We start from the raw sequence: 26,576 nt of genomic DNA on the forward strand, positions 1-26,576 counted from the left end.
TTTCCTCTTTACTGCTTGCGTTATGTATATCTGCCTCGAAGGCCTGAAAGGCTGCGGAAAATCCACCTTGCTCGGCCGCGCCCGCCAGCTGCTCACCACCCGCCAGGTTTCCTTCGACCTGGTGGCTCCCACCAGCTCAGCTCCATTGGAGCGCAGCTGGACCGAGCGAATGTCAGCTTGGGCGCCCTGCCTGCGGCGGCTCGATGCCTGGAATGAACGCCTGTACGCCGACCGCTCGCGCTACGCCACCGAAGCCGGCCAGTGGCAGCGCCCGCTGGTGCTCGGCGACCGCAGCATCGTGACCAGCTACGCGACCCGCTGGCACAAGTGGGCCGACCCGCACCAGTGCGTAAGCCGGGTCAATACGCTCGAAGCCCACCTGCCCGCCCCCGACCACATTATCCTGCTCGACCTCGACCCCGGACAGGCTTGGGAGCGCGCCCAGGCCCGCCAGCGCACCTACGGGCAATGCGACGAAACGCTGCCCCGGCTCCGGCAGGCCCGCGAGGCCTACGAGCAAATCCGGCGCTTCGGCATCCCCCGCCTGCGCCACACTCAGTGGCACGTGCTCGATGCCGGCCAGGAGCCCGCAGCCGTCTTCCACGACTGGCAGGCGCTAATGACTCGCTTGGCCCCCGGGGCTTTCGCTGGCGCACCAGCCTAGAGCTGACTCCTGTCTGCCCCTTGCCCCCTCTGCCGGCCACCGGGCCGGCTTTTACTCCCCTTGTAAAAACAAACCCCTTAGTAATGAAGCACTACATCACCGAAGCCGGCCGCCAACTCCTCGAAACCCGCATCAGCGCGCAGAACCGGAAAATTCGGACCATCCAGGCCGAGAAAAGCATTGCCTACACCGCCAGCGGCGACGGCTGGCACGACAATCCCGGCTACAACCAGCTTATCCAGCTTGAGGAGCGTGCCATCACCGAACTCAAGAACCTAGAGCAGCAACTGGCCCAGGGCGTGCTGTGGCTGAGGCCCGACCGCAATACGGAACAGGTGCAGATTAACTCAATCGTGCGCTTTTCCATGCAGGCCACCCGTGACCGTAGCGCCCGGGAAGTAACCTACGAGATTGGCGGGCACGGCGAATCAGACCTGGCTCGCCAACTCATCAGCTACACCTCCCCCATCGGGGCCGCCCTCTACGAGCTGCTGCCGGGCTCGGAAGTGGAAGTGCAAATTCCGGCCGGCCAGACCCGCCTGCGCATTCTGCAACTCTACCCCGACTGGGATACGGTGCGCGCCTCCCCAGTTCTGCGCTGATGCTTCCGCTGCCCGGGCCAGCCGCTCCTCCTCCGGCCCGAGTAGGTTAGCTCCGCCTACCACTCCACTTCTGCTTCTAGTCCTTTCTATGAACCACGAACTACTCCTGGCCTCACTCTGCCACTCTGGCCACCTGCGCCCTTTGGCCGATGAGCACTACCGCCGCCAAGAGCAGCAGAGTCTACTGCGGCTGCTGGCCAACCCCCGCCGCACGTTTCTGCAGGACTACGATGTATTGTTTCGCTACGTGAGCCTGTGGCTGCTGGCCCGTGGCTACGTGCTCAGCAACCACCAGCCCCACCAGGTGTTAAGCCGGGTTTGTGGGCAGCTGGCCCCGCCCGCCCTGGTCCAGCAGGTGGTCAGCAGCCGCCATGCCATCAAGTACGATGGCCGGCCGCCCACGCCCGCGGCCGTAGCCAGCTTAAGCCAGCTCACGGCGCAGCTGCAGGCGGCTGTCGGCACGGGCCCCATCGGCCGCTGAGGCAAACTGCCACAAAAACGGCCTTGGTTAAAAGTTTTGCACAGAGGTTAAAGGGGCAGTCACTCGGCGGGCGTGCCACCGCCCGCTAGCGTTACCTCGTTATTGTTCAACAAGGTACACCATACTGGCCCCCACCAATCAATAGCAGCTATTCCCGGAAATGAGGGGCCAGAAAGTGGGGCCAGCCATGTATCTTCGTGGCCCCACCTTTTTGACCTATTTTCCATGAACTTCGGCTACGCCCGCGTCTCGGCCAAAGACCAGCATCTCGATACCCAGCTTGACCTATTAAGCGCCGCCAGCGTTGACCGCGTGTTTCAGGAAAAGATCAGCGGCGCCATTACCCAGCGGCCCGTACTCACTGAGCTACTGGCCACCTTGCGGGCTGGCGATACGGTGACCGTGGCCCGCCTGAACCGGCTGGGCCGCAACAGTACCCACATCATGCAGCTGGTGGCCGAGCTGCACGCGCGCCAGGTGCGCTTCGTGGCTCTGGACCTGGGTATCGACACGGCCACGCCCGCTGGCCGGCTCGTGCTGGGCATCTTCGCTGCGCTGGCCGAGTACGACCGCGAGAGTATTCGGGAGCGGTCTGCCGCAGGCATTGCCCTGGCCAAAGCACAGGGCAAGCACTTGGGCCGTCGCCCGGGCGTGGATGCTGGCAAGTTGGGTAAGGTGCAGGCGTGTCTGGCCGCCGGCATGTCGGTGCACCAGACGGTAGCCGCCACGGGCGTAAGCGAGTCTAGTGTCAAGCGTTATCGCCGCCAATTGGCACTGGGCAATCTGGACATAGGGTGAGGAGATGTAATTCCGCTTACCCTATTGCGTACTCGCTAAAGCTTTAGGCTCCCCCATTACCATACTAGCTCAGTTTTCACACGCTGGTTCACATCTGCCAATTAGCCTCTCTTTTCGGGTACCTGTCTGGTTAGCACGTGCCGATTACCGTGCCCCAAAATTTATATACGCTGGCGAAGCGATGCTACGCGCAGCCATTTTACCTGCTTAGGTGCGCCCCATTGACTATCTGACCGGCAGTAGCCGATGCTGGTTCCCCAACCCCAGGAGGGGATGCTGCTTTTAGCGGACGGGTTTCTTTAACAAGCGGTTTTGCAGCGCCTCCCGGTAGCTCTCGGCCAGCGGAATAGGGACTGTTCCGACGGTTACCTGATGGCGCTCAATTTTGCGAATAGCCTTCAAGGCCACTATATACGACTTATGCACCCGGATGAACTCCTGGGCCGGCAGGGTGGCCAGCATGTCGGTGATCGTCATGCGAGTGCTCACCTGTCGATCCTGCTCCTGAATGAATAGCAAATTGGTATCCGACTGAATGTAGAGCACCTGCTCCACGTTGACGCGAATCCAGTCGTAGCCATCCTTCACGAAAATGCTGGGTGGGCCCTCCGGCGCGGGCATTACGTGGGCGTAGGCCCGGTTGCAGGCCTGCAGAAACCGGCCAAACTCGATGGGCTTGAGCAAGTAGTCGAGCGCTTGCAGCGAAAACCCCTCCACCGCATGCTCGGCATAGGCCGTCGTAAACACGATAGGCTTTTGCAGGGGCGCAATCAGCCGGGCAAAATCCACCCCGCGCACATCGGGCATCTCGATGTCGAGAAACAGCAAATCGACGCGTTGGGTGTGCAGGCAGGCCAGGGCCTCACTGGTGCTCAGAAAGGTATGGGTGAGCTGCATAAACGGCACCTTGGCCGCGTAGCGCTGCAATACCTCCAGCGCGGCAGGCTCATCATCGAGGGCGATGGCGTGTAACATGAGCACCTATAGGTCGAGGGTGAGAAGGACGATGAACGAATCGGCGGTTTGCTGAATGTGCAGCTCGTGCCGCCCGGCATACATGAGGGCCAGCCGCTGCCGGGCGTGGCAATACCGGTCCCCGGACCAGGCCGGTCGGCTGCTGCCGGGGCAATGCTGTTGGCTACCCGCATCCGCAGGCGCCGGTTTTCCACCACTACCTCCAACTCGATGAAGGCGGGCTGCACAAAGCTAATGCCGTACTGGTAGGCGTTTTCGATGAACGGAATCAGCAGCAGCGGGGCAATGTCGGCGCGCTGGCCGTCCCATTCCAGCTGAGTGGCCACCTGCAGGCCTTCGCGCTGGGGAAGGCGGGCGCGCTGTAGGGCCAGGTACTTTTCCAGAAACGAAAACTCGTGCTCGACAGAAGTCAGTGGCTGGGTCGACTCCTGCAGGGTGAAGCGCATGATGCCCGCCAGCTGCTGAATTAGGTCGGCCACCGTTTCGTTGTCGGCGCGCTGGGCCTCGTTGTAGATGGTGTTGAGGGCGTTGAACAGAAAATGCGGGTTTACGCGGGCCTTGAGCGCCGTCAGCTCGGCCTCTACTTTCTGCCGGAGTAGGTGGCCCTGCGCCCGACGGGCCCGAAACGAGTCGGCTACGTACCCATAAGCCCCGATGAAAGCCAGCAGCACCGCCGTCAGCAGCAGGTTCTCATCGATGAATTCGGGCACGTGCCGTGCGGATCTGCAGCAGTTCGAACAGCCCCCAGCCCAGGGCGCACAGCCAGTTACCGTACAACCAGCCGGCTCGGCCGGGGCCCAGCAGCCAGCGCTGGAACGCCAGCCGGTAGTTAAGGTGGGCCACGGCCCCCAAAGCGGCCAGCAGCAGCGCGATGCCGAGCAGGTAGCGCGCCAGTCCCCCCACGGCGGGCGCATCGGCCTCGTTTTGCCACATGGCCACGTATAGCAGCCGGCCCCAGTAGGCGAGCAGGCCGGTGAGGACCAGGGCAAAAAGTAGGGCCGGAGCCGGCCGGAGACGAGGCATAAGCGGGCAGTTACTTGGCGCGGGGCACGGTTAGCTTGAGACGCTGGGTTTCGCGCTGCCCCTGCTCCTCGCTCACGGGCGCCATCAGCAGCGTACGAGTTAGAAAATCCACTTCTTCCACGGCTTTAATATAGTATGTGCGGCCAGCTTGGACCTCCAGCCGCGTGATTTGGTTGTCGGATGGATAGCTCACCGACTCAATCTTTACCCGCCCCGGTGCCACCTCCAGCTGCAGGTACCGATTGGTGGGCAAGCTACCCCATTGTTTGTCGTTGATTTTGATGGCGTAGGAAGTACCGTAGAACTCGCGCTGCCGGTAAATTACTAGCCGCGCCGGGGTGCTCTGCGGCGCGGGGGGCGCCTCGACCCAGCCACTCAGCAGCAGCCACGTCGCCAGGAGTACGGACGTCCTCATTTGCCAGGGCGGAAGTTACTCGACACATAGAAGCCGACCTGCAGGTAGAGCTGACTGATCCGGTCGGCGGGAAACCCATCTACTACAAACGGCCCCGACTTCCACTTGCTCGGCTGCCACCCCCGCCGGTAGCCCAGGCGAAGGACGCTACCAACGTTTGCGCGGCGCTTCTCCCGCTGCGAAAGCTCCACGTTAAGGTCCCAGTACGGGTTGTCCAGCTTCAAAGACGAAATGTCACCATTATGGCTGTAACGCGCCAAGCTGCCCGTATAAGCCACGGTTTGATTGAAGCGGTTGATAACGGCGTAGTCGTAGCTGAGATTACCCGCGCCGAAGTTGAGATACAAGCGCATATTCCGGTCGTTGAGCACATCGTACCCCAGCATGGCGCCCGAATTGTTGGCGTAGGTGCGCCGCACTACGAGGGCATCGCGCTCATTCGGACCGTAAGCATTGACGCCGTATCCGAATTGTCCCAGGAATTTGAACCGCTTATAGCGCCCCCCCCCGTGGTAGTGTACGAACGGGTCGCCCGTAGCTTCCCGCTTGATCGCGTACTGGCGAAAAAACGAGTTCATATTGGCCATGTTGGTCAGGGCCATCATGTACCCCCCTTCGACTATAACGCTAAATCTGTAATCACTTTTGGGTAGGATGATGGCGGCCGGGGCAGCAGCCACCTGGGTCGAGTCTACCGCCGTTTGGCTTACGGCCGCCCGGCTCAGCAGCAGGAGCAATACAAGTAAGATGCGTGGCATACACGAAGGGGGCTAAGCAGTGATTGATGCTCCAAAACAACCCCCGCCTAGCCGCCCCCGCAACGCCGCGTGGCCAACACCCCCAACTTTGTGGGCAAATGCTTCTATTTTGTGTCGTCAGTTATGCACTATGCGCGTTGCACGATACAGTGCGTCCTTACCACAGCCTTTAGAAACCACCGTTTGGCTGAACACATCTGAGACCGACATACGCCTTCCTATTCTTTTTCTTTCTGTACGCGTACTGCGCCTGTTCCCTCCATGCCCGATATTACCTCGTTTGACTCCCTAGACTATGCCCTGCAGCAGGTGAGCGGCAAACCTACCGTACTAGAAGCGCTCTGGGATGGCGACACGCAGGGCTGGTATTTTGAGGTGGTAGGGTAAATGTGGACAGAATAGGGTCTTATCTTTCGAATGTCATGAAAGACAGCCCCAAACCTACTAAACGCCGGCACTACGACGCCGCCTTCCGGGCCGAAGCCCTGCGCCTGGCTGATGAAAGCCGCTCGACCCAGGCCGCGGCACGCGCCCTGAACATCGACCCTAAACGCATCTACAAGTGGCAAAAGGAAGCCCTTACCCCGGTGGCTGCTGCCCGTGGAGCGGAACTCGACCCGGCCACCGCCGCCGAATTGCGCCAGTTGCGGGCCGCCAATCGGCGGCAGGCGCAGGAGTTAGAAATTTTAAAAAAAGCCATCGCCAGTTGCCTGCTTTAAGCGCAGGCTCTCGCAGACACCGGACCAATGAGCCGCTACCGTTTCATCGAAGCGCAACGCGGCCACTATCCCGTGCGGCTGCTCTGCCAGTTGGTGCAGGTGCCCGCCAGCGGCTACTATGCGTGGCAACGGGGTCAGCAACAGGCCGTAACTCAGCCGGAGCCGGCCTGGGAAACGGCGTTGGTCAAGGTCTTTGGGGTGCACAAGCGCTGCTATGGTACGCGCCGCCTCCAAGTCGCGCTGCGCAAAAAGGGCCACTGGGTGGGTCGTCAGCGCCTGCGGGCGGCTATGCGCCGCCGGGGCCTGCACGCACTCCAGCCGAAAGCATTTACCCCGCGCACCACCGACTCCACGCACGGGCTGCGCTGCGCCCCGAACCGGCTGCTGGACCAGCCCAAGCCCGCTCAGGCCAACCGGGTTTGGGTCAGCGACATCACGTATCTGCCCCTGGCTAACGGCGACTGGGCCTACCTGTGCGCTTTTCAGGACATGGCCAGCAAGCAAGTAGTTGGCTGGCAGGCCGGGGCTGCCATGCCCGAGGAACTGGTGACCAGTGCTTTACAGCGCGCCTTATGGTCCCAACCGCCCACCCCGGGCCTGCTCGTGCACTCCGACCGCGGCGGGCAATACTGTGGCAACGCCTATCGGCAATTGCTCCACGACCACCACGCCCTGCGCTCGCAGAGCCGCCGCCGCGACTGCTACGATAATGCACAGGCCGAAAGTCTGTGGTCACGCCTCAAAACAGAGGTCCTCGAAGTCCGCGAGCGGCCCGTTTTTGCGGATTTGGCTGACGCGCAACGCAGCGTCGCCGAGTATTTTGACTACTATAATCACGAGCGGCTGCACTCCAGCATCGACTACCAGACGCCGTATCACACTCATCAACAGCTCCTTCAACTTAATGCCCTAAACTGTCCAGCGTAATCGGACCACCTCAGTAATACCTCCTATCATGACAGATTTCAGCGACCCCTCATTTGATCTAGAGGCCTATATGGCTCCCTTTGCAGCACGTTTAGCCGAAGATTTTGTAAAAGCAGAACTTGATAGCAAGAAGTTCTTGGCGCATTATGGAGACTTTGCTGACTTCCTTTATCGACCAGAATTTGACCATTTTTTGAGAAAAGAGGTGCTGTTCTTCTGGGACCCATCAGGAGAATACCTGGCCTTTTTAGACAACGACCACTGGCCAGAAAAGCATTCGTTCAACTTCCCCGGGCCATTCTATTCGGGAGAGTCCGATACCTGCGGCACAGGTGTTTGCCAGGCTCCCAGCAACGTGATGAATGATGAGCATTGCTGTGAGTATGTTTTCAAGCAACCGACCACCTATTATGAATTCCTCTGTGTGGTGAATGCGGCAGCTGTAGAAGTATTTGACAGTTTTTCTTCCAATGGAAATGACCACTGGACGGTTCAGGAATGCAGAACGTGGTGGCGCAACAGAGAGCACCTGTTAAGCAGCTTGGCCAATGAGGAGCTTGTAAAGATGAATGACGGACAAGCGCAGCTGTACATTGACTACCTCAATGGGGAAGCCGAGATGGACCTACGGCGTTACTGCTACTTCCTAGAAAACGGGGTCTATCCAACCAGTCCAAGCCTTATTCTACCTGAACTATAATTCTCGTTTCGCTATTCGGACCGTTTCTTTGAACGACATATAGAGTGCCTGTGAAGGAAAGTCCCCATATACTTAATAGCGGAAATCGATGTATTTTGGTAAGCTGTAACTTGTTGGCTCACTCCACATAACCCCTTTTACCCAATGGCTTTTATTTCCATCAAAGACCCTCAAAATCCCCAAAACCAACACATCATTAATCTTGACAATGTGGTGAGCATCAAACGAGAAGTAAACCAACAGACGCCTGATCGTTACGATCATGTCGTTGTCATCGCATATACATGCTCAGTGGCAACAACATTTACTTACCCTGACGAGGCAAGTGCAAAGAGTGGATATTCAGACATGATTAAGTACTTAGGAGTGGTATAATAAGCGTAAAGATTACCGTAAGTGGTCACTCTTTATGTTCCCCTGTTTCAGCCCCGACCCTTCACGGTTGGGGCTTTTTTTGTGTTCTTGCCGGACCGGTTCATAAGGGCAAATCTATGGTGCATGGCTTGTGGCACTTCTTAAACGAACCCTCCTTTCAGCAAACGGCACGCGTTTACCTTGCCACCGTTTTTGTGTACTTTAGCATTCGCTTAAATACAACGACGCACGTTTCGCCTCCTAGTGAATCCCCCCCCCTGCATTCGGGTTTTTGCCGACACCGACCACATTCAGCAGTGCCGGCAGCGCCTGACCCAGGTGGCCCCCGCCCTTAGCTCGCTGGCCAGTGTACTGGCCCTGGCTGGCAACGAAGTACGCCTGCAAATGCTCTTTCTGCTCGCCGACGAGCAGCTGTGCGTGTGCGACCTAGCCGACGTGCTGCAGATGACCGTCTCCGCCGTGTCGCAACACCTACGCAAGCTGAAAGATGGCGGCGTAGTCGCGGCCCGCAAAGTGGGCCAAACCGTGTTCTACACCCTTAATGCCGAGCACCTGCCGGTGCTGGAGCCCCTGCTCGCCCGCCTTACCACGACCCAACCCGAACCGACTCCATGACCAGCGCCCCCACCCAGCCCTCCAAGTCCTTGTTCGGCGCCGGCCTGCTGGCGGCGCTGGCCGCTTCGCTCTGCTGCATCACGCCGCTGCTGGCCGTGGTCGGCGGGCTTGGCGGCGCGGCCAGTTCATTCGCCTGGCTTGAACCGTACCGCCTTTACTTCGTGGCCCTCACGGTAGCTGTGCTCGGCTTCGCCTGGTATCGGCAGCTGCGTCCCGCTGCCGCAGCCGCCGACTGCTGCGCCGTGCCCGAGAAAAAGCCCTTGATGCAGACCACTGCTTTTCTCGGCGCCGTCACGGGGCTGGCCGCCCTGCTGCTGGCTTTCCCTTATTACGGGGCGGCGCTCCATCCCACGGCCAAGCCCAGCGCCCCAGCCGTTGCCGTCAACAACCCTGCCCCCGTGTGGCAGACCAAAACCTACCGCATCAGCGGCATGACCTGCGAGGCCTGCGCCCGCCACGTCGAAAGCGCCGTGCAGCAAGTGCCCGGCGTGCAAACCGTGGCCGTTTCCTACGACCAGGCCACCGCCCAGGTGCGCTTCGATGCCGCCCACGCGCAGGCGGCACAGGTCGAAAGCGCCATCAACAGCACCGGCTACCATGTCCAGAATCCCACCCGCTAACCGCCGCCCGCTGACCGCCGCCCCATGACCGCCGCCCCATGACCCCGACCCAACCCGTTACCCTGACCTCCGTGCTCACTTGCCCCGTCTGCCAGCACGCGCAGGCTGAGCAGATGCCCACCGACGCCTGCCAGTGGTTCTACGAATGCACCCGCTGCCACACCCTTCTCAAGCCCCTGGCCGGCGATTGCTGCGTGTACTGCTCGTACGGCTCCGTGCCGTGCCCGCCCATCCAAGAGCAGGGCAAAGGTGCTTGCGGTTGCTGCTAATTATTCCCTCCTTTCTTCAAACAGAGCGCGTTTAGCTTCGGACCGTTTAGGTGAACGTCAAATTATAATTAAGAGTAACGTGTATTTTCCTCCATTGAATGTAAGATTCGTTGCACCGCATATCTCTCCAAGGCGTTAGTAAGATGGAATGGGAGCAACTAAAACAAACCGTATATCGCCGCGACGGGGGATTGCGCGACATCTATGTCCGCGATGCAAGCCGGGCCGACTGGGCCGCGTGGATTGCCTTGGTTAACCGGGACTACCCGGTGCAGTGGACGGTGGAAGAGTACAACGATCAGGCGCCCGCTTGCGCAATTGACGCGAGCTTTATCGCCCGTTGGTGGGATGATGAAGAGCGTACGTCCACGTCCGCAACGATCTTCCTGGCCCATATTCATGTGCAGTGTTATTTTTTCGGAGATTTCGAACTGGAGAACGATATTTGCCCGAGCGAAATACAATGCTTGGCAGACCACGAAAGGCTTATGCAGTACCTGGTTGCGGTTTCCCTAACACTCGGTAAACAAGTGGTGATGACGGAGGAGGCCATTCATGACGCCCAGGTCTTTATACGCGTGAATGGCAGAAGCATTCATTACGAGGACATAGTCCAGGGCGCAGGGAGAAGCCACTAAGTCGTAGGTTGAATCTTCGTTTTGGCAAATCCGACCGTTTTCGTGAACACGCTGCTGCTGCATTTGACGCTTCATCCGATTGGGCAAGGAGCCCCCTACCTTGCGCGTCCCTGCCGGAGCCGGTTGTCGGTCGGCGTTTACTTTTCCCCTGCCCATGCGCTCTTGGTTGCTGCTGCCGCTCTTTTTCCTTACATCCGGTACGCCCCGCTCGCCCCGCATCGTGCTGCCAGGGTATTTTACCTGCCGCGGGGCCCTCATGCTGGAAAGCGGCAACGGGCTCTCATGCTACGCCAAGACCCAGGCCGCGTGCCAAAACGGCCAACTCGTCTTGGCGTTTGAACGGCGCCTTTCCCCCCGCACGGCCCGGGCTCGGTTTGAAATCGCGGACACGGTGCACCTGCGCGTGGCCGCGCCCCGGCGTCAAGTAGACATCACGTACTGCTCGGCGGCCACAGGCAAGCCCCGCCAGTACTTCGTGCTGTACAAACGGGTGCCTGCCGCTGAGAAACGTTACCTGCCCTATCCGCTGCGCGCCTGGGGAGTCAGCGCACAGGGCCACTTGGTGGAGGTGCCGGTCAAATCCCTTCGCTGCCTCAACAACGATTACGGAGCGTATTAATCCCTCCTTTCACCAAACAGAGCGCGTTTAGCTTCGGACCGTTTTCGTGAACAGTAGTCTACACCTTGATACTTCGACATCAATGAAGCGCCACGCCGCACAAGGGTACATAACCTCTTTCTTTACTGTTTTGCGCCCCGTTGCAAGCGTACTGCTCGGGTTTTTGGTCCTCGTGCTTCTGGCGTACGGGTACATCGCGTGGTGGAGTCCGGAGGCGATTTCGGGCGGACGCAACGAGCGCAATGCGCACCGAGTGCGGCCCGGCATGCGCTCGAGTCAGGCCCGGGCCATCATGGGGCCGGCCGAACGGACCACGTCCTCGTCGAACCCCGGCGACGGACGCACCATTTACGTCTACACGCCGCCGCCTTTCGCCTCGGACGCCATCTACTTGGCCGTGGGCCCTGACAGCACGGTCATAGGCATCTCCCACGGCGACTAACGGTAAATTAAGGCTCGTTTGTTTGAACAACGTGCGTTTACCCTCGGACCATCTATTTACTTGCTCCTCGGTGGGCTTTTCACGGGCCGGTCCTTTTCAGCGGCGGCGGGCGCTTCGGCCAGTGGGTAGCGGTCGATAAGCACTTGATGGGGGGCGGGCTTGCGCGCATCGGCAGGGCTGTCGAAGACCACGAGCAGGTGCTGGTCGTCGAGCAAGGCCATGCCTTCGGCCTTGTCCTGGCCGGCGGTGGGGCCATGGCCGTGGGGCACGTCGAAAAGGCGGCGCACTCGTTTGGCGTCACTCAGGCTGTCGGCCGCTTGCCGCGTGGCGTTGGGCCAGCGGTACACGGCAATGGTGCCGTCGAGGTCCATGGTGGGGCCGGCCAGCACCAACAGGTCGGCCCCGCACAGGCGCAGTTCGCGCACGCCCATGCCGCCCAAGTCCAAAAAGTGCTTGCGGTAGTGCTTTTCGGCCGCGCCGGGCACGGCGTGCAGGCGCAGGCGACCGGGCTTGTCTTCTTCCACGCGCAGCTCCAGCACCACGGCCCAACCGCGGAGCACGGGCCCGCGCAAGCCCACAAACACGTGGCTGCCCGACGATACCGACAGGCCTTCAATGTCGAACCCGTTGTCTTTGCCGGGGATGGATAGAAACAGCTTCAGGTGTGGGTCGTGGGCCAGGGCGTCGAGCAGTTCGTTGCTTTCATCGGTGCCGCGCAGCTGGGCGGCGTGTAGCGTCTGGGTGGGGTCGGTGGGGTGCGGGGCTTTTTTGTGCAGCTCAAAATTGCCGGTGGCGGGGTTGCGCAGCAGCGGGATGCGGGCCAGCAGGTTGCGGTTGGGCGCTGCTTTCACCTTGGCCAGGCGCGCAAGCTGCTCGGCGGTGTCGGCCCCTTCTTTTTCGGGTTTTTTCCGGTTGAGGCTGTGCGAGCCGACCAGCCAGAGGTAATGGCCGTCGGTGGCCATGCCTTCGATATCAATTTCGGCGTCTTCGCCGCTGGGCAAGTCCAGCAAATCGGCCAGTTGGTAAGAGCAATGCTCGCCGAACGTGTGCGGGCCCGTGCGCCGCAACCGCTCCAGGCTGGTGCGTTCGTCGCAGCTCACCCACAGGTTGTCGTCGGTGAGCAGCACGGAGGAGAGGCCATCGCGCACGTGTTTCTTCGCGGCGTTGAAACTGAGCGCGGGGGTGAAATGCAGGGTGAAAGGCTGGCGGCGCATGGGGTAGGGAGCAGCGAGGAAAGTCAGAACAACGGGCGGGCCCTGGGCAAACGGAGAATGGCGCGAGGGGGTTGGCGAGCGGCAGCTAAGGCCCTATGGAGACCTCGCTGCATTTGCTATTACACAATCTAAGGCGCCTTTTGTCGTTTGGACCGTTTTCTTGAACACTGTGTGGTAGTCCTCCTTTCTTGCTGTTTGCTGCATGGCGCTGTGCAATAACGACGGCTGGAGCATCTGCCATCTAGGTATCACGTTCTGCTGAGGGGCAGTTGGCCGGCCCCGCACCCTCCAGAGCGGCACAACCTTGTTTCGGTATTTACCATGACTCGTTCCAGCCTTCGCTTCCTCTTCCTCCTGGGTTTATGCCTCGTCACCCGCGTCAGCCACGCGCAGGAAACCACGACCTATAGCCGGCCGCAAGGCCCCATCGGCGACCCGGTATTCGTGCTCAATTCCACGGTCATTATCAACGGCATCATTGCGGATTATGCCGGCACTGACATCCAGAAAGTATGGGTGTACAAACGGGCAGACACCCTTGATGCCCACAACATACCGCCTCACCTGCGCAGTATTAGCGCCGCGGGCGTTATCGACATCACTTCTCCGAAGCGCGTAGCCAGCCGGTCCTTCCCCCAGCTGGGTCGACAACTCGGTCTGCGGGGCCCCGCCGTCTTTGCGCTCAACGGACACCCGCTCGACCCACCGGCTGTAGCCACCTTGCGGATTGCGCCCGCCGCCATTGGCCAAATTCACCTCGTGCGCCCGACCACAGACGCCCCGCACACGCGGGTGGATATCTGGTTGGTGTTGCCGCCGAAACCAGATACCAGCAAATACCCCCCCGGGACAATTTTTCTGCGCTAAGCAGTAAGAGCCGCACCGGATGATGGGCAGCAAGTAGCGTAGTGCCCAATTGGGGTTCGCTAATTGGCTCCTTTCAGCAAACGCTGCGTTTTGAGGTGGTCTAGGCAAGGCGGACAGAAGAAGGACGTATATTTCTTCTGTTATGGCAACCAAAACCAGCGGGACGTCGCCCGACAAACGACGTAAATACGACGAGGCGTTCAAGGCCGAGGCCCTGCGCCTGGCCTCGGAGAGCCGTAGCACCCAGGCCGCGGCCCGGCAGCTAGGCATCAGCCCCAAGCTGCTCTACCGCTGGCAGCAGGCCCAACTCGTGGCCGAAGTGGGTAGTGTGGAAGTGGCCCGCGACCCGGAAGTGCGCGCCCTGCGTGCAGCCAATAAACGGCTCGCGCAGGAGCTCGATATTTTAAAAAAAGCCTTGGTCATCTTTGGCCAGCCGACCCCGTGAGCACGTACCGTTACATCGCCCAGCGGGCCGCTCAGGTACCCGTGCGCCAGCTCTGCCACGTGCTGCGCGTGGCCCCGGCCGCCTACTACGGCTGGCAGCGCTGCCAGCAGGTGCCGGCGGTCGAACCGGCCTGGCAAGTGGCCGTGCGCGAGGCGTTTGCAGACCACAGTCAGCGTTATGGCACCCGCCGGCTGCGCGCGGAAGTGCAGGCCCAGGGCCATGCGGCGGGCCGCTGGCGCATCCGCCGCGTGCTCCGCGAGCATGGCCTGCGCGCCCAACAGCCCCGCTCGTTTGTCCCCCGCACTACCGACTCGGACCCAGCCGTGCGCGCCGCCCCCAACCGCTTGCTGGGCCAGCCAGCCCCCACGGCCCCCAACCGGGTCTGGGTGGGCGACATCACGTATTTGCCCCGCCAAGGCGGCGGCTGGCTCTACCTGGCCGTGTGGCTGGACCGCTGTTCGCGCAAGGTCGTCGGCTGGGACGTGCGCGAATCCATGCCCGAAGACCTGGTCAGCGAGGCCCTGCGCCGGGCCTTGGCCGTGCGTCGCCCCCCGGCGGGGCTCATTATTCATTCCGACCAGGGCAGCCAGTACACGGCCACCCGATTCAAAGACTTGGTCGCTAAACACGGCGCCCAGCAGAGCATGAGCCGGCGCGGCAACTGCTACGACAACGCCCACGCCGAATCGTTTTGGAGCCGCTTCAAAGCCGAGCTACTTGACGGCGGCTCCTTCCCCGGCCTGGCCGAAGCCAAGCTCGAAATCAGCCATCACATTGCCTATTACAACGCCGAACGCCGGCATTCTGCTCTCGGCTATCAATCGCCCAATCACTTCGAAACCCAGCTTCAAACAACGTCCCAATTGTGTCCGGCTTAGCTAGACCACCTCAATAGTAGTTTCCGCGTTCACCAGCGCGAGGAACAGACAAGGCTTCCATACTCACCGAATCATGGTGTATAATACGGATGTACCGGTTGAAGTACGGGTCCTGTGCAAAGAGTGAATCTACGTTTGCTACCTGTCGCAATTCCCTGCGAAACACTATTGCGTTGACAAAAGCGTCCTCATACTCGACCAGATGGCTTCCGTTCCGTTCACTGGAGGTCTGCACTTTAGTCATCGCCTTACTAAGAGTCATGCCGAGCACTACTCCAATGAGCGAAGAACCTAGACCTACCCATACTTTGCTGGAAAGAGCCATAATACAGCCTTGTAAATAGCCAGTTATTAAGAGGCTGGAAGCTAGAGAAAGTAAACGAAATGTAAATACTTGGGATTGCCTGTAAGACCTTATGGTATAGGAATAGGTCATTAACATAATGCGAGTTATATACCCCCCCCTACCTCGGAAAAGTGGTGATTTTAGCCTCCTTGTGTGGGCTGCTGCCGGCGTGGTACTTTGCCGGGGGACCAGGCTCCGGTTTGGGCGTTTACGAAACTCATCCCTTCGGAGCATTTCGTAAACTTTGAATCGTAGACGAGTTTCTTAAACTCGCCCTGCCCGATTGGGGCCAGCTGGCCACCAGGTGCCGGGCTGATTTCTGCCGTTCACGGAAAGGAGCCTTTGTTTAAACTATCGCACAGGCTGCGCAGTACCTTCCCGCTTTCACCAACTCTATGCGCAGAACTCACTGGCTTTTCTTCGTTTTACTCCTTTCCTTCGGGCAGGTAGAAGCGCCCGTTGCGGCCCAGCAGCGAAGGCCGGTAGTGGACACGATAGCGGTGCACTTCCCACTGCCCGGAGCGGATTGTGCCCTGTTTCCGGCCAAGGCCGCCCTTCCACCCTGGAACCCAACAGCTCCCTTACCGACCAAGCGATTCACTCCCTCCCGCGGCCAAGTACGAGCCGTTGAGAAAGCCTTGCAAGGGCTCTCCTTGGAACGGGTGAACGAACGCCCAGAAACGGGGTACTATGCTGGGTACGCCGCCCTTATTAAACAGCACCTACCCGACTACCAACGACAGTATTTCGGGTTTTATTCCCCGCAGGGCCACCGGTGCTTTTTCATTAATTTTTTTGTCGAGCGCCTCGATGAACCGGCGGGCTACGTACCGCGCTGGCTACGGACACCGATGATTACCCATGATGGTGGGTCTGCCTATTGGTCCATTTTTTACGATTTGACGACGCGCACCTTCTACCAGTTCGAGCACAATGTCGAAGGATAAGAACGCCCGTGCGAACATTGCTTCTATTTAGCCAAAGGGTGGTTTAGATAAGGCGCAAGCCCTTTTACGTGTTGTAAACGGTCGTTTACAGCACGTAAATCCCGGCTACGAGAGGCGTTACCGCGCTTTGGCGTACTGTATTTTCGTTTTCTGAAAGCCTTCTAAATACGCGATGCTCGCGAGCTTAAACGGGCCTGCTGGACCAATTCATCTAGGCCTTCTTATAGCAGCGGGGGGATAAAATTACTTTAAGCCTTCCCCAGCCTTTGCGGTCATGCGGCTCCCAAAATCCTGTTCGCCCAGGCCCAGGAAAGCACCTGGGTTTGAGTTTACGAAACTCATCTCCTTGGTGCGTTTCGTAAACTTTGATTCGCAGACGAGTTTCTTAAACTCGACCGGCTCAGCAATGGGCCACCAGCACCAAGTGTGGGCAGCTGCGATGAGTTCAGGGAAAGGAGCGTTAGTTTACGAACTCATCTAGACTTTTACTCCGTACGGCCCCTGCCTTCCCTCATTTGTTTCGACTGCTGCTGCTCATTAATAGCTACGTTCACACATTTTACGCGAAATCGGCACCAGACCCAGTTTTTCAGGCGTGTCTGGTGACGGTGCTACTCTTCTTTTTCAATATTCTCGAAATCCTGTTGGTTATAACCGGTATTTCCGGCGTGTCCTTCCGTGAACTGGTTTTGGGAGGCAGGGTCTTAACCGGCACATTTGAACACGCCATATTGGTAATCCCACTGCTGCTGGGGTTGGCGGTTCTCAACTACGGGCTGGTGTACCACCGCAATAAGCACCACGATTATTTTGTCCGCCTTTCGCATCAGGGCGAGTACATCCGGCACCGAGACTTCTATGTTTTCTGGCTGTACTTCCTTTTGACCGTCATGCCAGTGGCATGGTGGGTGATTCAACGAATAACCGATATGCCGCGCGGTTAATTGAGGGAACATGCCTAAAAAGTGGGTTCACGAAAAGGGTCCGAAGGTAAACGCGGCAATTCAGTTGAAGGAGGATTACTTTCGTGTATGGGCGCTAAACACGTATGCTTCGATTGCCGCAAAGCAGTTAATGCGCCTTATGGCGCCACTGGTCCAGTACGATGCACGGACTGTGGGGCTGAATTAGTGGCGTTGCCCCACCGCTTTCGTCCTCCTAAAAAACGCGAAGAGGACAAATGGGCAACCGCTCGTTACTTGGTAGAGCACGGCTATTGTTACGAACACCTCGCCCCGGGTCATTTTCCGGAATGGGCCACCACCAAGTTTGGAAACTATGTGCAGTACCCAGAAAATTTAAGAGAGGCGAAGGAGTTTGTGGAGAAGTATGGGGCGCTCGCACCCAGAATAAGGTGAAGTGCTTGCGTTCATTGAAACGGTGGCAAGGTAAACGAGGGATTATTGACTTCCCTAGTAGCAAAAGTGAAATCACCCAGGCTGAGTCCAATAGTCCCAAAACGAATGCATTTCGTTTTTGAGGAAAGCATTCAACAGAAATTTACAATCTTCAGAGATGGGGAAAGCAAGAATGTGGATGCCCAACTGCGGTTGGAAGGTCCACAGCCACATGAGCTGTTCATCCAATAACGGCGGTTCATTATCGGGACAAAACTGTATACAGCCTTCTGCCACGCCAATGGTGTTGGCATGAAGCACGCCCGCGGCGGCGATACGCTCGTCCAAGGTATCCACCTCCGACACGTCCGCTAAGGCCACTTCTTGGGGCAAGGACTTCAACCACTCGGCAACCGTGTTTGCGCCAGCTTCGCTCATTTGCTGAAGGTAGGACTACTGCTCAGATTCGAAGTGCCAAGCGAGGGTACATCCAGTCCACAGTAATCACTGTGGGCGTTCATGTTAGAAATAGCTGTTCAGGAAAACGGTAGGTCAGTGAACGCGCGCCGTCAGTGGAAAGCGCCTACTTGTGTAGTGTTGCCACCGGGACGTTTGTAAACACCCCCCTTTTAGCAGCTTGTGCCTGATAGGTTTTGACAAACTCCTTTGCTTCTGGCATCGTGGTGGGGTACTTCATAAACTGGCCTCCCCACGGGTGCTCGTAAACGGGCTGGTAGTAGAATCCGTGGTCTGCCAGGAACTGAGCCACTGCCCACTTTGCTGTTTCGCGCTTTTTAGGCGGTCGGAAGCGCTGTGTCATAATCACGACGGCGGCACCGCAGGTCGGGCACTTAGCCGGACCTATTGAGCCATATGGGGCGTTAAACGCGTGGCAGCACGTAAAACAAGCGTGTTTGGCTCCCATACAAATACCATTTAAGTAGTCGGAAGATAATTTGGGTTCACGCAAAGGGTCCCAAAAGTAAGCGTAGCACTATAGATTTACTGCCATGGAACTGGCCTACACAATTGAACAGTCTATTGAGTTACACACTGATGGGCGATGGGTTGATTTGCATAACGACTATGACTTGGTCAGTGCGCTGTGCGAGGGCAGCCGGGCATACCTCCACTTTGTCAAACGAACGGCAGATTGGGTAAAAGCAACCGACCCTGACCATCTCGCCTTGGTGTTTGAGCAGATAGACTACTTTGAACGAAGCCAAGGAACACTGCTTCCCACAGGCATCGAAGAAATTGGCTTCAAAGAGCCTGAAGATCCGGATTTGGACTGGCTCATGGGACAGCTCGAAGTGCCCGAAGCACACATTCTATTTCGGTTATATGGGGACGAATACATCCGCATAGGAGCCGTAAAGTCGTTTTTACTGGCCGATTGGTCTGCTAGCTAAAGCAACTAGGCAGGAGTTCAGCGAAACGGTGAAATCTATAGCTTGGTGCGTCGGGCTCATACAGCTGGTTCCACGTACCAGCTAAATCCATTTGTTACTATTAATGGATAAGCAAGTAATAGACGACAAAATGCTCGACCTTGAACTTAGTGTACCACTCGGCGGGGGCGACCTTGCTTTGGGCCAAGCTGCAATACTGAAGGTAGCCGTCGGCTTCGTAAGGCAGGGTGTAGACCAGAAAGGGCACTTTTTTGCCCACTGGAAAATGGTGCTCCAGTGTGGGCCGTTGGCCGGAGTCAGCTGCGGGGGACTTGCGGAGTTGGTAAGGCCAGATATCCGCCCGCATACTGTAGAGACTTCCTTTTGTGCCCATCGCTTGGAACGACTTCGTGTTACGGCCTGCGGCAAATACGAACACGTTATCCAGGCGTGAATCCGTGGCTTGCCGGGCATACACCTCCAGTCCAAAATGCCCCCGGGAGTCGAAGCGGGACAAGCGGCTCTCCGCGGCTACTACTTCCTTCTCCGGGCTTGCCACCCCCTGGCGATACTCCTGGTAGGTTAAGAGCAAATGCTTGCCGGCCAGGCGGGCCTCGGTTACTTCCACGCGCAACCGCTCCACCCCGAGTACATGGGACAGGAGTTGGTTTAACTCCGCGTCATCCGCGCCCTGGCGGAGGGCCACGCGGACGCTGTCCGGACGTGCGTCGGCGGATTGGGCATAAACATAAACAGGTGGGGTAGCCAGCACGGCGCAGCAAGCCAGGAGAATAGTTTTCATGGGGGTGATAAAAAGTGTGATGCAAAGCACGCCGCGGCGCCACGCGGGATAGGTTAACGCGCGTTAAGCAGTGTTAAAGAGTGTTAAACCCAGGCCGTGCTGCGAGCAAACCCGTTACTTTCGGGGCCTATGAAGCGACGTATAGGCCTGTTAGTGGTGCTGATGGCCGCCTGCACGGGGGTTCTGGTTGGTTTGCAGGCTTACTGGAACGGGCAAGCCTATCGCAATACCACCCGTGCCTTCCGCCGCGAGGTGCAGGAGGCGTTGACGGACGCGGCGGGGCAGGAAATCCGCTTGCGCCAACACGCTCTGCTGCACCGTTATCGGGAGTGGCTGGCCGACACTAACTCCATTCGCCTGCAGCTGAGAGCCCTGCCCCTGGACGGGTCGCCCGTTTTTGTGATTGCTGACAAGCACCCCTGGCCTGGGGAACGCCGGGCCCCATACGACATCGGTTTCGCGGATTTTCCGGGCCCGGTCCGGCGGCTGGACCCGGCCGCGCGGGCGTTTTTTCTGCGCCGTTTTACTGCGGGCCTCGTGGCCAGCGACGTACGCCAGGGACTGGTGTACTACTATACCCGAAGCTTGGGCGACCGCCTCCACGCCGCCTACCAAGCCGACCGGGTGGATTCAATGCGGTTGCGGCGCCTCTACGCCCAGGCACTGCACCGGAGGGGCATCGATACGCCCTTCCGGCTGGATTTTGCCGGTTCGCCGTTGGCATCGCCCGCGGCGACAGGCCTTGTCACCCGGGCGGTCAACGTGAGTGCGGTCAACAAAGCGGGCGTGGTGGTGCGGGCCGGCTTGCCCGACCCGGACCTGGTGTACCTGGACCAGATGAAGTGGGTGTTGCTGAGCTCACTGGGCCTGGTGGGCATCGTAGTAGGCTGCTTTGCCTACGCGGTGCGGGCCTTGCGCAGTCAGGAGCAGTTGGCGGAGTTGAAGAACGACTTCGTCAACAACATGACCCATGAGCTGAAGACGCCGGTCGCCACTATTGCCGTTACGGCTGAGGCGCTGAACGCCTATGCGCTGAACCCCGTCGATACGGCCGAGTACCTGGCTATCATCCGGGCCCAGGCAAGCCGGCTGGGCCGGTTGCTGGACAAAGTGCTGGAAAGTGCCGTGCTGGAATCTGCCCGCCCGGCGCTGGACCCGCAGCTGCTGGATTTGGCTGCCTTAGTGGCGCAGGCGGCGCAGCAGGCGCTGCCGCAGCTGGCGGAACGAAGGCAGCATCTTAATCTGCATCTGCCCCCCACTCCCCGCCCCGTGTTCGTTGCCGGCGACCCGCTGCACTTGGCCAATGTCCTGGCCACGCTGCTGGACAACGCCTATAAGTACGCCGACCCTGCCAGCGAGATAGTGTTGGGGTGCAACGTAAGCGACGGCGCGGCCGTGGTCCGTCTCACCTCGCACGGCGCGCCCATCCCGACGCACCACCAACCGCGGGTGTTCGAGAAGTTTTTCCGCGTGCCCACGGGCAACCGCCATGACGTGCCCGGCTACGGGCTGGGGCTGCACTACGCCCGGCAGATGGCCGCCCGCCACGGCGGAAGGCTGACGCTAGAATGCCGCGGCACCCGCACCACCTTCGTGCTCACCTTACCCCTTGCCGCCCATGCCACCCATGCCCCGGTTGCTGCTCCTAGAAGATGAACTGCCCCTGGCCCGCGTCGTGCGCGAGAGCCTCGAGCGCGAGGGCTTCCGGGTGCACCACGCCCCCAATGGAGTGCTGGGCCTCGCGGCCTTTCGCCGCGAGCCGTTTGATGTGTGCGTGGTCGACATCATGCTGCCCCAACTCGACGGCCTCTCGTTCGTGGCCGAACTTCGGCGTTCCCACCCACTGGTGCCAGTGCTGTTTCTTACCGCCAAAGTGCAGCCGGCGGACGTGGTGCGCGGCTTTGGGGTAGGCGGCAACGACTACCTAAAAAAGCCCTTTAGCCTGGAAGAACTGCTGGTGCGGCTGCGCGAGCTGCTGCGCCGGGTAGCGGCCGTTCCGGAGTTGGGGGCGTCCGTGCCACTGGGCTGCTACGTCTTTGTGCCCCACACCCAGCAGTTGTGGCTGGACCAGCAGTGCCACGCGCAGCTCTCGCATCGGGAGAGTGAACTACTGCGCTTGCTGGTGCAGCACCCGTTGCTAGACCGCAAAACAGCGTTACTGCAGCTCTGGGGCGATGATTCCTTTTTTCACGCCCGCTCGATGGACGTGTTTATCTCCCGCTTGCGCAAATACCTACGTCACGACCCGCGGCTTACTATTCTTAACGTGCGAGGGGTCGGCTATCGGCTGGTTGCCGCTCCTGCGTCGGATTAGCCCTTGATTTAGTCTGATGCCGGAGCGGCCCAAGATGGAGGCTTTAAGATGAAAAGCAACCAAGTACGGGGCGGTCGAATTAAAACAGCTAGAAAAGGACGCTGATTCGGCTAGAAACAGTAGTAAACCGTGCTCAAGGTAAGCACCACTTCGACGCACCTGAGCATTTTTGGCGAACAACACCATACAGTTCATCGAAAAGGTCGTGCCTTGAACGCGGCCTTTCACTGAAAGATACTGTGATAAAAAGCAAGGGATTGGGCGAGGTTTTTTACATTTAGGCCTCCTTAAGGAGGGCCTTTGGGTTCATCCTGCGTAGCCTCGGCCGGTTAACTGGCCGGGGCTACTTCTTTTTCCGGGCACCGGGCCGGGTGGTAGTGCGGGTCGTAGGCGCAGTCGTTTTTCCACAGCGAGTAGCAGAGCAGCAGTAGTTTGCGCATGACGGCAATCACGCCGGGCTTGCCGCTGGGCTGGCGGGCCCGCAGCCGGGCGTAAAAGGCGATTTGCTGCGGGTTATAGCGCAGGCTGCTGACGGCAGGCAGGTAGAGGGCAGTGCGCAGGCGCACGTTGCCGCGGCGGGAGATGCGCGTGGCCCCCGCCGAGAGGCCGCTTTGGCGCTGCACCACGTCCAGCCCGGCGTAGGAGGCGAGTTGGCGCTCGTTTTCCATCAGCACGAAGCCGTTGGTTTCGGCCACCACGACGAGGGCCGTCGTCAGGCCAATGCCCGGCACACTTGTCAGGTGGGCCAGCTTGCGGGCCAGTTCCGGTTCCGTCGCCAGCAGCGCGGCCAGGTCGTGGTCCACCGCGTGGAGTTGCTGCTCCAGCAAGTGCAGGCGGTTGTTGAGCCGGTCCAGCGTGCGCGCATCGGGCTGATAACTGTGCTCGTAGGCGTGGCGCTGGGTTTTGAGCCGGGCGGCCTGCTGGGTGAGGCTCTGCCGTTCGCGGGAAAGGGCGCGCAGCTGGCGCAGGGCGGGCGTGGGCGGCTGCCAGGCCGGCAAGGCACGTTCCAGGCCGAAGCGGCACAGCAGGCGGGCATCGAGTTGGTCCGTTTTACTCTTCTGCTCCGTGCTCTGGGCAAAGTGCTTGACCTTATTGGGCAGCAAGACGCTTAGCGCTTGCGCTTGGTCGGCTAAAAAGTAGGCCAGTTCTTCGTAGTACACCCCGGTGGCCTCCACCACAAACCAGCAGGGAGCGTCAACCCCCTGCTGCTTGCTGGCCCAGGCCAGCAGCGCGGCAAAGCCCGCCAGGGTGTTGGCAAACGTGATTTCTTTGCCAAAAGACATGTGCTGGTGGAGGTCGATGCGGCCGAAACAGGCCACAAAGGTGTCTTTGGCGATGTCAATCCCCACCACGTATTTGAGGGGAGCGGGGACGGTGCGTGCAGGAGCCATACACAAGAAAATAAAGAGAGAAAAACGCAGCCAGTCAGGTTTCTACCGCAACTATCCTTGTACAAATGCGGGATGCGCTGGTCCGGCCGGGCTCCCTCCATACTGTGCAGTCTTCAGGCAAAAACGGAAAACGGGGCACCGACTCTTTCACACACGGTCAGCCCCGAGGGGCCGCCGTTCGGAGCGTTGGGTGTCCCCGTTTCCTTTTCTGGCTACCTTTCGACCGAAAGGCAATGCAATCATACAAGGAGCGTAGTAACATACTTAGGGCTTAACTGCTTGACTTAGCCGAAATCGAAACTGACATGACAACCCAAGTGTGCGAGTTTGTCGCCTACGGCGAAACAGAAAGTGCGCCTTTGTGCGTCTGCTCCCTGGCCAGCGCGCAGGTTTGGCAGGGTGCTGAACACGACGAGACTCGGTATTGGGAGGTGGTCGAAGCAATAGGACAAGACCTGCTGTTTCGGTTCGACACGCAACACCACTTTTTCAACACGGAGACCGGCAATTTTGCCTTGTTCCGGTCGGCCGACGCAACGGAACTGGTGGTGGCGGAAGTCATTACCGCCGAAGAATCAGCCGCCCTGCCTTGGCGGGGAGTCCGGTTCTCGGTCAATCCTGACACGCGAACGCTGTTGCCGTTACGGGGCTGGATGTGCTTCTTCGACGCTACGCTGACCTTGCCCGCGTCCCTGTTGCCCCAGGCCGCGCTGTACGCCGTGGACAAAAGCGCCCCTTGGAATGCCGCCGTGCTGGACTGCCGCTATGATGCGGCCTACGAGGTCACTTTTAGGTCTGATACCCTACACATGGAAGGCATTTGCTTTCGCCAAGAGGCTATTTAGGACCAGTACCAGCCGTTTAGCGAAACGGTCCGAAGGTAAACGCGCTCTGTTCGTTCAAAGAAGGGTTTCTTTACTTTAATGAAATTAAGCCAGTTGCCCCTGTTGGCCTTTTTGGCCCTTTTTGGCTGCTCAAGTCGACACCAGTCCTCTTATCGCTACGGCGACATTTGCATCACCCGCGTGGACGAACCGGGGCACAGCTACTTCTACTGGGGCACTTCCGCCAGGTCCGCCACGGCCGACGTCTCGGTGGACTACCACGAATACGGTTCGTCCTTGGATGGATACATGGTATTCAATCCCGATAAATCCGTCAGTGTCATCGGGGTGTTGGGCTATTTCCAAACCACCGGCTCCACGCATCCAGTGCCGTAAAAAGCACTCCCAATGAACAGTTTATCTCGTGGCGCGACAGCATAGCAGGTCGCTACCGGAACGTGGTCCGGCTTCGTTCCGAAGAAGCTGTGGAACGCCAAGAGAACACGGCCAATAAATCGGCAGTACTGGTGTCGGCTCGTGAGTAGCGAGAGTTGATGGACAATTCCTACGCGAAGTTCATTGAAACGGTCCGAAGGTAAACGCGCTCTATTCAGTTGAAGGAGCGTTATTTCCTCATTTGCTAGGGTAGTAGGCCACTAGCTGCCACTTGCCTGCTCGGTACTCGATGCGGAATCCTGAGGGGTAGTACCCGGCCTCTAGGTCTAGTCGGCCCACTTCCAGCGCTGCTTGGGTCGGGCTCAGGAGCCGGACTCTCAGCGGCTCCTGTTGATACAACACGGCGAAGCGGCGTAGCGCTTCGGCGTACGCCGTTGGCTTGACTCCCTGCATCAGCGAGGCAAAGGCGGTATCGGTCATGAGTCCCTTGCTCGTAGCAAGTGAGCCGGTTTCCAGCTGCTTGAGCAGCCGGTGCCAGGCCTGTGCGACTTCCGTCTCTTGGGGGCTTGGCGCTTGCCCAAAAGAGGGGAAGGCGTGTCCAAGAAGAACGAGCATCACTACACAAGCGCATTTGGTCATCATCGTACGCGAAGGCAGCTGACAGTGAGGAGGGGCAACTTACAACAGTTCACATAAACGGTCCGAATAGAATAACGAGCTTATCTGTGAAGCTTAGAATAATATAAACCCCAGGACCGCGTACACGAACGCAGTCAAGGCCGTGTACTGGTATAACCTCACGCTACGCTCGTTAGACAAAGCAAAATACGTACGCACCGCTGGGGTCGTCAGCAAATACAAAGCCGCTGTCATCATCGCGATGTTGAGCCAATTCTCGATCACCAGAGCCCGCGGCCTGTGCGTACGAATAACCAAGGAGATAACGGGAACAACCCAGAAAAGCAGGTGTAAAAACAAGATGCCTGCGTAGGCCAGCGGGCGGCGCCTAAAGGCCGCCAATGCCGCGAGCACCGTTCCTACAAAAGGTAGCAGCATATACCCCAAGGCTAGAAGTTCAGCGTCGAGGAAAGGAATATTGTACGGCCCGATGTGGCCCGGATGAAACTTATAAAATACACTGATTTTTATGAGAATGCCGTTGGCGGCAAGCAGAACAAGTAGCCCCCAGTAACTACGAATTGCTGTTTCAATCAACCGCAAGGAAGGAAAAGAAGGAATAGACATGAAACAAGGCCGTGAGCGGCTGGAAAAAGCATAAAAAGGCGAAGCTTCGCCTGCACTGATTCAGTGAAACGGTCCGAAGGTAAACGCGGCCGTTTAGTTGAAGCAGCCATTGGGGCGTCGCAGGTTTCAGGCTTTCTTTTCGCTGTTTCGCGCCATCATGAGCAAGCCAAGCGAGCCGAATGTCACGGCCAGACCTGTCCAAGTAAGGGTGGTGCCCATCGACCGGCGTGCGGCTTGCGCCTCCGGGGTCCGCTTATCGTTCGGACGTGGGTGGTCGACTCCGTATACTAAGCCAATTCCCATACCACTTAAGAAAATGCCGAGTATGGCGATAGCAAGGCAAACTGCTTTTTTATGTGTTGGCTTCATGGTACACAACAGGCAAGAAGGGAAAATGAGAAATAAAGCAAAGGTGTCACCTCGTTAGGCATTCCCAACACCTACTTCCAAGTATAAGGCTGGGGGTGAACAGAAAAGCGCCAAGTCTAATTAGGATTGTTTTCCTAAATCAAAAATGCCAGCAACATGCCACAATGTGT

35 protein-coding genes are annotated in these 26,576 nt (G+C 58.8%); 24 read left to right on the forward strand and 11 right to left on the reverse strand.

All coding sequences use genetic code 11. The features are described from left to right. Positions 1-22 precede the first annotated feature (22 nt). The 4 genes from D0N36_RS13910 to D0N36_RS13925 all read left to right on the forward strand — a co-directional run bounded on the left by D0N36_RS13910 (position 23) and on the right by D0N36_RS13925 (position 2,545). The gene (locus D0N36_RS13910; protein ID WP_116942399.1) at positions 23-664 is read left to right on the forward strand and encodes a nucleoside/nucleotide kinase family protein; all 642 of its coding nucleotides are present in this window, start codon (positions 23-25) and stop codon (positions 662-664) included. 83 nt (positions 665-747) lie between these two features. Then, positions 748-1,266, forward strand: a complete 519-nt coding sequence (locus tag D0N36_RS13915) for a GreA/GreB family elongation factor (protein ID WP_116942400.1) — start codon at positions 748-750, stop codon at positions 1,264-1,266. An 88-nt stretch (positions 1,267-1,354) separates the two neighbouring features. After that, positions 1,355-1,747 carry a hypothetical protein gene (locus D0N36_RS13920; RefSeq protein WP_116942401.1) on the forward strand — a complete coding sequence of 131 codons (393 nt, stop codon included), beginning with the start codon at positions 1,355-1,357 and terminating at the stop codon, positions 1,745-1,747. 225 nt (positions 1,748-1,972) lie between these two features. After that, positions 1,973-2,545: a recombinase family protein gene (locus D0N36_RS13925; protein ID WP_116942402.1), complete on the forward strand. Its 573-nt coding sequence runs from the start codon at positions 1,973-1,975 to the stop codon at positions 2,543-2,545. Positions 2,546-2,827: 282 nt separating this feature from the next. Here D0N36_RS13925 and D0N36_RS13930 read toward each other — a convergent pair whose 3' ends face one another. The 5 genes from D0N36_RS13930 to D0N36_RS13945 are packed head-to-tail and all read right to left on the reverse strand — an operon-like array spanning position 2,828 to position 5,716. Further along, positions 2,828-3,520 carry a LytR/AlgR family response regulator transcription factor gene (locus D0N36_RS13930; RefSeq protein WP_116942403.1) on the reverse strand — a complete coding sequence of 231 codons (693 nt, stop codon included), beginning with the start codon at positions 3,518-3,520 and terminating at the stop codon, positions 2,828-2,830. Continuing rightward, complete coding sequence (locus D0N36_RS19705) at positions 3,418-4,230, reverse strand: sensor histidine kinase (protein ID WP_242478923.1); 813 nt, start codon at positions 4,228-4,230, stop codon at positions 3,418-3,420. The genes D0N36_RS13930 and D0N36_RS19705 overlap by 103 nt, the downstream gene beginning before the upstream one ends. Continuing rightward, positions 4,211-4,543, reverse strand: coding sequence for a hypothetical protein (locus tag D0N36_RS19710; RefSeq protein ID WP_242478924.1), 333 nt, complete (start codon positions 4,541-4,543; stop codon positions 4,211-4,213). The genes D0N36_RS19705 and D0N36_RS19710 overlap by 20 nt, the downstream gene beginning before the upstream one ends. A 10-nt stretch (positions 4,544-4,553) precedes the next feature. Continuing rightward, a complete protein-coding gene (locus tag D0N36_RS13940) occupies positions 4,554-4,958 on the reverse strand; it encodes a DUF2846 domain-containing protein (RefSeq protein ID WP_116942404.1) in 405 nt (134 codons plus the stop codon). Continuing rightward, positions 4,955-5,716, reverse strand: a complete 762-nt coding sequence (locus D0N36_RS13945) for a hypothetical protein (protein WP_147320900.1) — start codon at positions 5,714-5,716, stop codon at positions 4,955-4,957. The genes D0N36_RS13940 and D0N36_RS13945 overlap by 4 nt, the downstream gene beginning before the upstream one ends. Positions 5,717-5,977: 261 nt before the next feature. Between D0N36_RS13945 and D0N36_RS19990 the strand changes: the two genes are divergently transcribed. The 10 genes from D0N36_RS19990 (at position 5,978) to D0N36_RS13990 (ending at position 11,640) form a co-directional block, all read left to right on the forward strand. Then, on the forward strand, positions 5,978-6,103 hold the full coding sequence (locus D0N36_RS19990; RefSeq protein ID WP_262895323.1) for a hypothetical protein: 126 nt from the start codon (positions 5,978-5,980) through the stop codon (positions 6,101-6,103). Positions 6,104-6,138: 35 nt separating this feature from the next. Beyond that, on the forward strand, positions 6,139-6,435 hold the full coding sequence (locus tag D0N36_RS13950; protein WP_116942406.1) for a transposase: 297 nt from the start codon (positions 6,139-6,141) through the stop codon (positions 6,433-6,435). Positions 6,436-6,462: 27 nt separating this feature from the next. Then, a complete protein-coding gene (locus tag D0N36_RS13955; protein ID WP_116942407.1) occupies positions 6,463-7,362 on the forward strand; it encodes an IS3 family transposase in 900 nt (299 codons plus the stop codon). Positions 7,363-7,390: 28 nt separating this feature from the next. After that, positions 7,391-8,062, forward strand: a complete 672-nt coding sequence (locus D0N36_RS13960; protein WP_147320901.1) for a hypothetical protein — start codon at positions 7,391-7,393, stop codon at positions 8,060-8,062. A 618-nt stretch (positions 8,063-8,680) separates the two neighbouring features. Beyond that, positions 8,681-9,052, forward strand: a complete 372-nt coding sequence (locus D0N36_RS13965) for an ArsR/SmtB family transcription factor (protein ID WP_116942410.1) — start codon at positions 8,681-8,683, stop codon at positions 9,050-9,052. Continuing rightward, positions 9,049-9,672, forward strand: coding sequence for a mercuric transport protein MerTP (merTP, locus tag D0N36_RS13970; RefSeq protein WP_116942411.1), 624 nt, complete (start codon positions 9,049-9,051; stop codon positions 9,670-9,672). The genes D0N36_RS13965 and merTP overlap by 4 nt, the downstream gene beginning before the upstream one ends. A 38-nt stretch (positions 9,673-9,710) precedes the next feature. Further along, entirely contained in the window at positions 9,711-9,941 is a 231-nt protein-coding gene (locus D0N36_RS13975; protein WP_116942412.1) for a GDCCVxC domain-containing (seleno)protein, read from the forward strand. A gap of 143 nt (positions 9,942-10,084) precedes the next feature. Continuing rightward, a complete protein-coding gene (locus D0N36_RS13980) occupies positions 10,085-10,579 on the forward strand; it encodes a hypothetical protein (RefSeq protein ID WP_116942413.1) in 495 nt (164 codons plus the stop codon). Positions 10,580-10,733: 154 nt separating this feature from the next. Continuing rightward, a complete protein-coding gene (locus D0N36_RS13985) occupies positions 10,734-11,198 on the forward strand; it encodes a hypothetical protein (protein ID WP_116942414.1) in 465 nt (154 codons plus the stop codon). An 82-nt stretch (positions 11,199-11,280) separates the two neighbouring features. Continuing rightward, the gene (locus D0N36_RS13990) at positions 11,281-11,640 is read left to right on the forward strand and encodes a hypothetical protein (RefSeq protein WP_116942415.1); all 360 of its coding nucleotides are present in this window, start codon (positions 11,281-11,283) and stop codon (positions 11,638-11,640) included. 56 nt (positions 11,641-11,696) lie between these two features. Here the strand turns inward: D0N36_RS13990 and D0N36_RS13995 are convergent, their stop codons facing one another. Continuing rightward, a complete protein-coding gene (locus D0N36_RS13995) occupies positions 11,697-12,854 on the reverse strand; it encodes a DUF3616 domain-containing protein (protein WP_116942416.1) in 1,158 nt (385 codons plus the stop codon). Positions 12,855-13,175: 321 nt separating this feature from the next. On the opposite strand from D0N36_RS13995, the gene D0N36_RS14000 reads away from it, so the two are divergent. The 5 genes from D0N36_RS14000 to D0N36_RS14020 all read left to right on the forward strand — a co-directional run bounded on the left by D0N36_RS14000 (position 13,176) and on the right by D0N36_RS14020 (position 17,281). Then, positions 13,176-13,721 (forward strand): hypothetical protein, encoded by a 546-nt coding sequence (locus tag D0N36_RS14000; protein ID WP_116942417.1) that lies wholly within the window; start codon positions 13,176-13,178, stop codon positions 13,719-13,721. Between the two features lie 142 nt (positions 13,722-13,863). Next, positions 13,864-14,166 carry a transposase gene (locus D0N36_RS14005; protein ID WP_116942418.1) on the forward strand — a complete coding sequence of 101 codons (303 nt, stop codon included), beginning with the start codon at positions 13,864-13,866 and terminating at the stop codon, positions 14,164-14,166. Next, entirely contained in the window at positions 14,163-15,044 is an 882-nt protein-coding gene (locus D0N36_RS14010; RefSeq protein ID WP_116942419.1) for an IS3 family transposase, read from the forward strand. The genes D0N36_RS14005 and D0N36_RS14010 overlap by 4 nt, the downstream gene beginning before the upstream one ends. A gap of 741 nt (positions 15,045-15,785) precedes the next feature. Then, positions 15,786-16,337 (forward strand): hypothetical protein, encoded by a 552-nt coding sequence (locus tag D0N36_RS14015; RefSeq protein ID WP_116942421.1) that lies wholly within the window; start codon positions 15,786-15,788, stop codon positions 16,335-16,337. Between the two features lie 515 nt (positions 16,338-16,852). Continuing rightward, positions 16,853-17,281 carry a hypothetical protein gene (locus tag D0N36_RS14020; RefSeq protein WP_116942422.1) on the forward strand — a complete coding sequence of 143 codons (429 nt, stop codon included), beginning with the start codon at positions 16,853-16,855 and terminating at the stop codon, positions 17,279-17,281. Between the two features lie 486 nt (positions 17,282-17,767). Here D0N36_RS14020 and D0N36_RS14025 read toward each other — a convergent pair whose 3' ends face one another. Continuing rightward, a complete protein-coding gene (locus tag D0N36_RS14025; RefSeq protein WP_116942423.1) occupies positions 17,768-18,112 on the reverse strand; it encodes a hypothetical protein in 345 nt (114 codons plus the stop codon). A gap of 572 nt (positions 18,113-18,684) precedes the next feature. On the opposite strand from D0N36_RS14025, the gene D0N36_RS14030 reads away from it, so the two are divergent. Then, positions 18,685-19,086: a hypothetical protein gene (locus D0N36_RS14030; RefSeq protein WP_116942425.1), complete on the forward strand. Its 402-nt coding sequence runs from the start codon at positions 18,685-18,687 to the stop codon at positions 19,084-19,086. 100 nt (positions 19,087-19,186) lie between these two features. Here D0N36_RS14030 and D0N36_RS14035 read toward each other — a convergent pair whose 3' ends face one another. Next, complete coding sequence (locus tag D0N36_RS14035) at positions 19,187-19,867, reverse strand: hypothetical protein (RefSeq protein WP_116942426.1); 681 nt, start codon at positions 19,865-19,867, stop codon at positions 19,187-19,189. Between the two features lie 129 nt (positions 19,868-19,996). Here D0N36_RS14035 and D0N36_RS14040 point away from each other — a divergent pair, with 129 nt between their 5' ends. Next, positions 19,997-21,523, forward strand: a complete 1,527-nt coding sequence (locus D0N36_RS14040) for a sensor histidine kinase (protein ID WP_116942427.1) — start codon at positions 19,997-19,999, stop codon at positions 21,521-21,523. Continuing rightward, positions 21,495-22,181: a response regulator transcription factor gene (locus D0N36_RS14045; RefSeq protein WP_116942455.1), complete on the forward strand. Its 687-nt coding sequence runs from the start codon at positions 21,495-21,497 to the stop codon at positions 22,179-22,181. The genes D0N36_RS14040 and D0N36_RS14045 overlap by 29 nt, the downstream gene beginning before the upstream one ends. Before the next feature lie 329 nt (positions 22,182-22,510). Here D0N36_RS14045 and D0N36_RS14050 read toward each other — a convergent pair whose 3' ends face one another. After that, positions 22,511-23,572 (reverse strand): IS110 family RNA-guided transposase, encoded by a 1,062-nt coding sequence (locus tag D0N36_RS14050; protein WP_116942428.1) that lies wholly within the window; start codon positions 23,570-23,572, stop codon positions 22,511-22,513. Positions 23,573-23,877: 305 nt separating this feature from the next. On the opposite strand from D0N36_RS14050, the gene D0N36_RS14055 reads away from it, so the two are divergent. Further along, a complete protein-coding gene (locus tag D0N36_RS14055; RefSeq protein ID WP_116942429.1) occupies positions 23,878-24,417 on the forward strand; it encodes a hypothetical protein in 540 nt (179 codons plus the stop codon). A gap of 78 nt (positions 24,418-24,495) precedes the next feature. Continuing rightward, positions 24,496-24,792 carry a hypothetical protein gene (locus D0N36_RS14060; protein WP_116942430.1) on the forward strand — a complete coding sequence of 99 codons (297 nt, stop codon included), beginning with the start codon at positions 24,496-24,498 and terminating at the stop codon, positions 24,790-24,792. Between the two features lie 237 nt (positions 24,793-25,029). On the opposite strand, the gene D0N36_RS14065 is transcribed toward D0N36_RS14060, so the two are convergent. Next, positions 25,030-25,407, reverse strand: a complete 378-nt coding sequence (locus D0N36_RS14065) for a hypothetical protein (RefSeq protein WP_147320903.1) — start codon at positions 25,405-25,407, stop codon at positions 25,030-25,032. A 117-nt stretch (positions 25,408-25,524) separates the two neighbouring features. After that, positions 25,525-26,037 carry a hypothetical protein gene (locus D0N36_RS14070; protein ID WP_147320904.1) on the reverse strand — a complete coding sequence of 171 codons (513 nt, stop codon included), beginning with the start codon at positions 26,035-26,037 and terminating at the stop codon, positions 25,525-25,527. Positions 26,038-26,576: the final 539 nt, after the last annotated feature.

The sequence above is a fragment of the Hymenobacter lapidiphilus genome, from assembly GCF_003417065.2.
In the GTDB taxonomy this organism is placed as follows: Bacteria; Bacteroidota; Bacteroidia; order Cytophagales; family Hymenobacteraceae; genus Hymenobacter.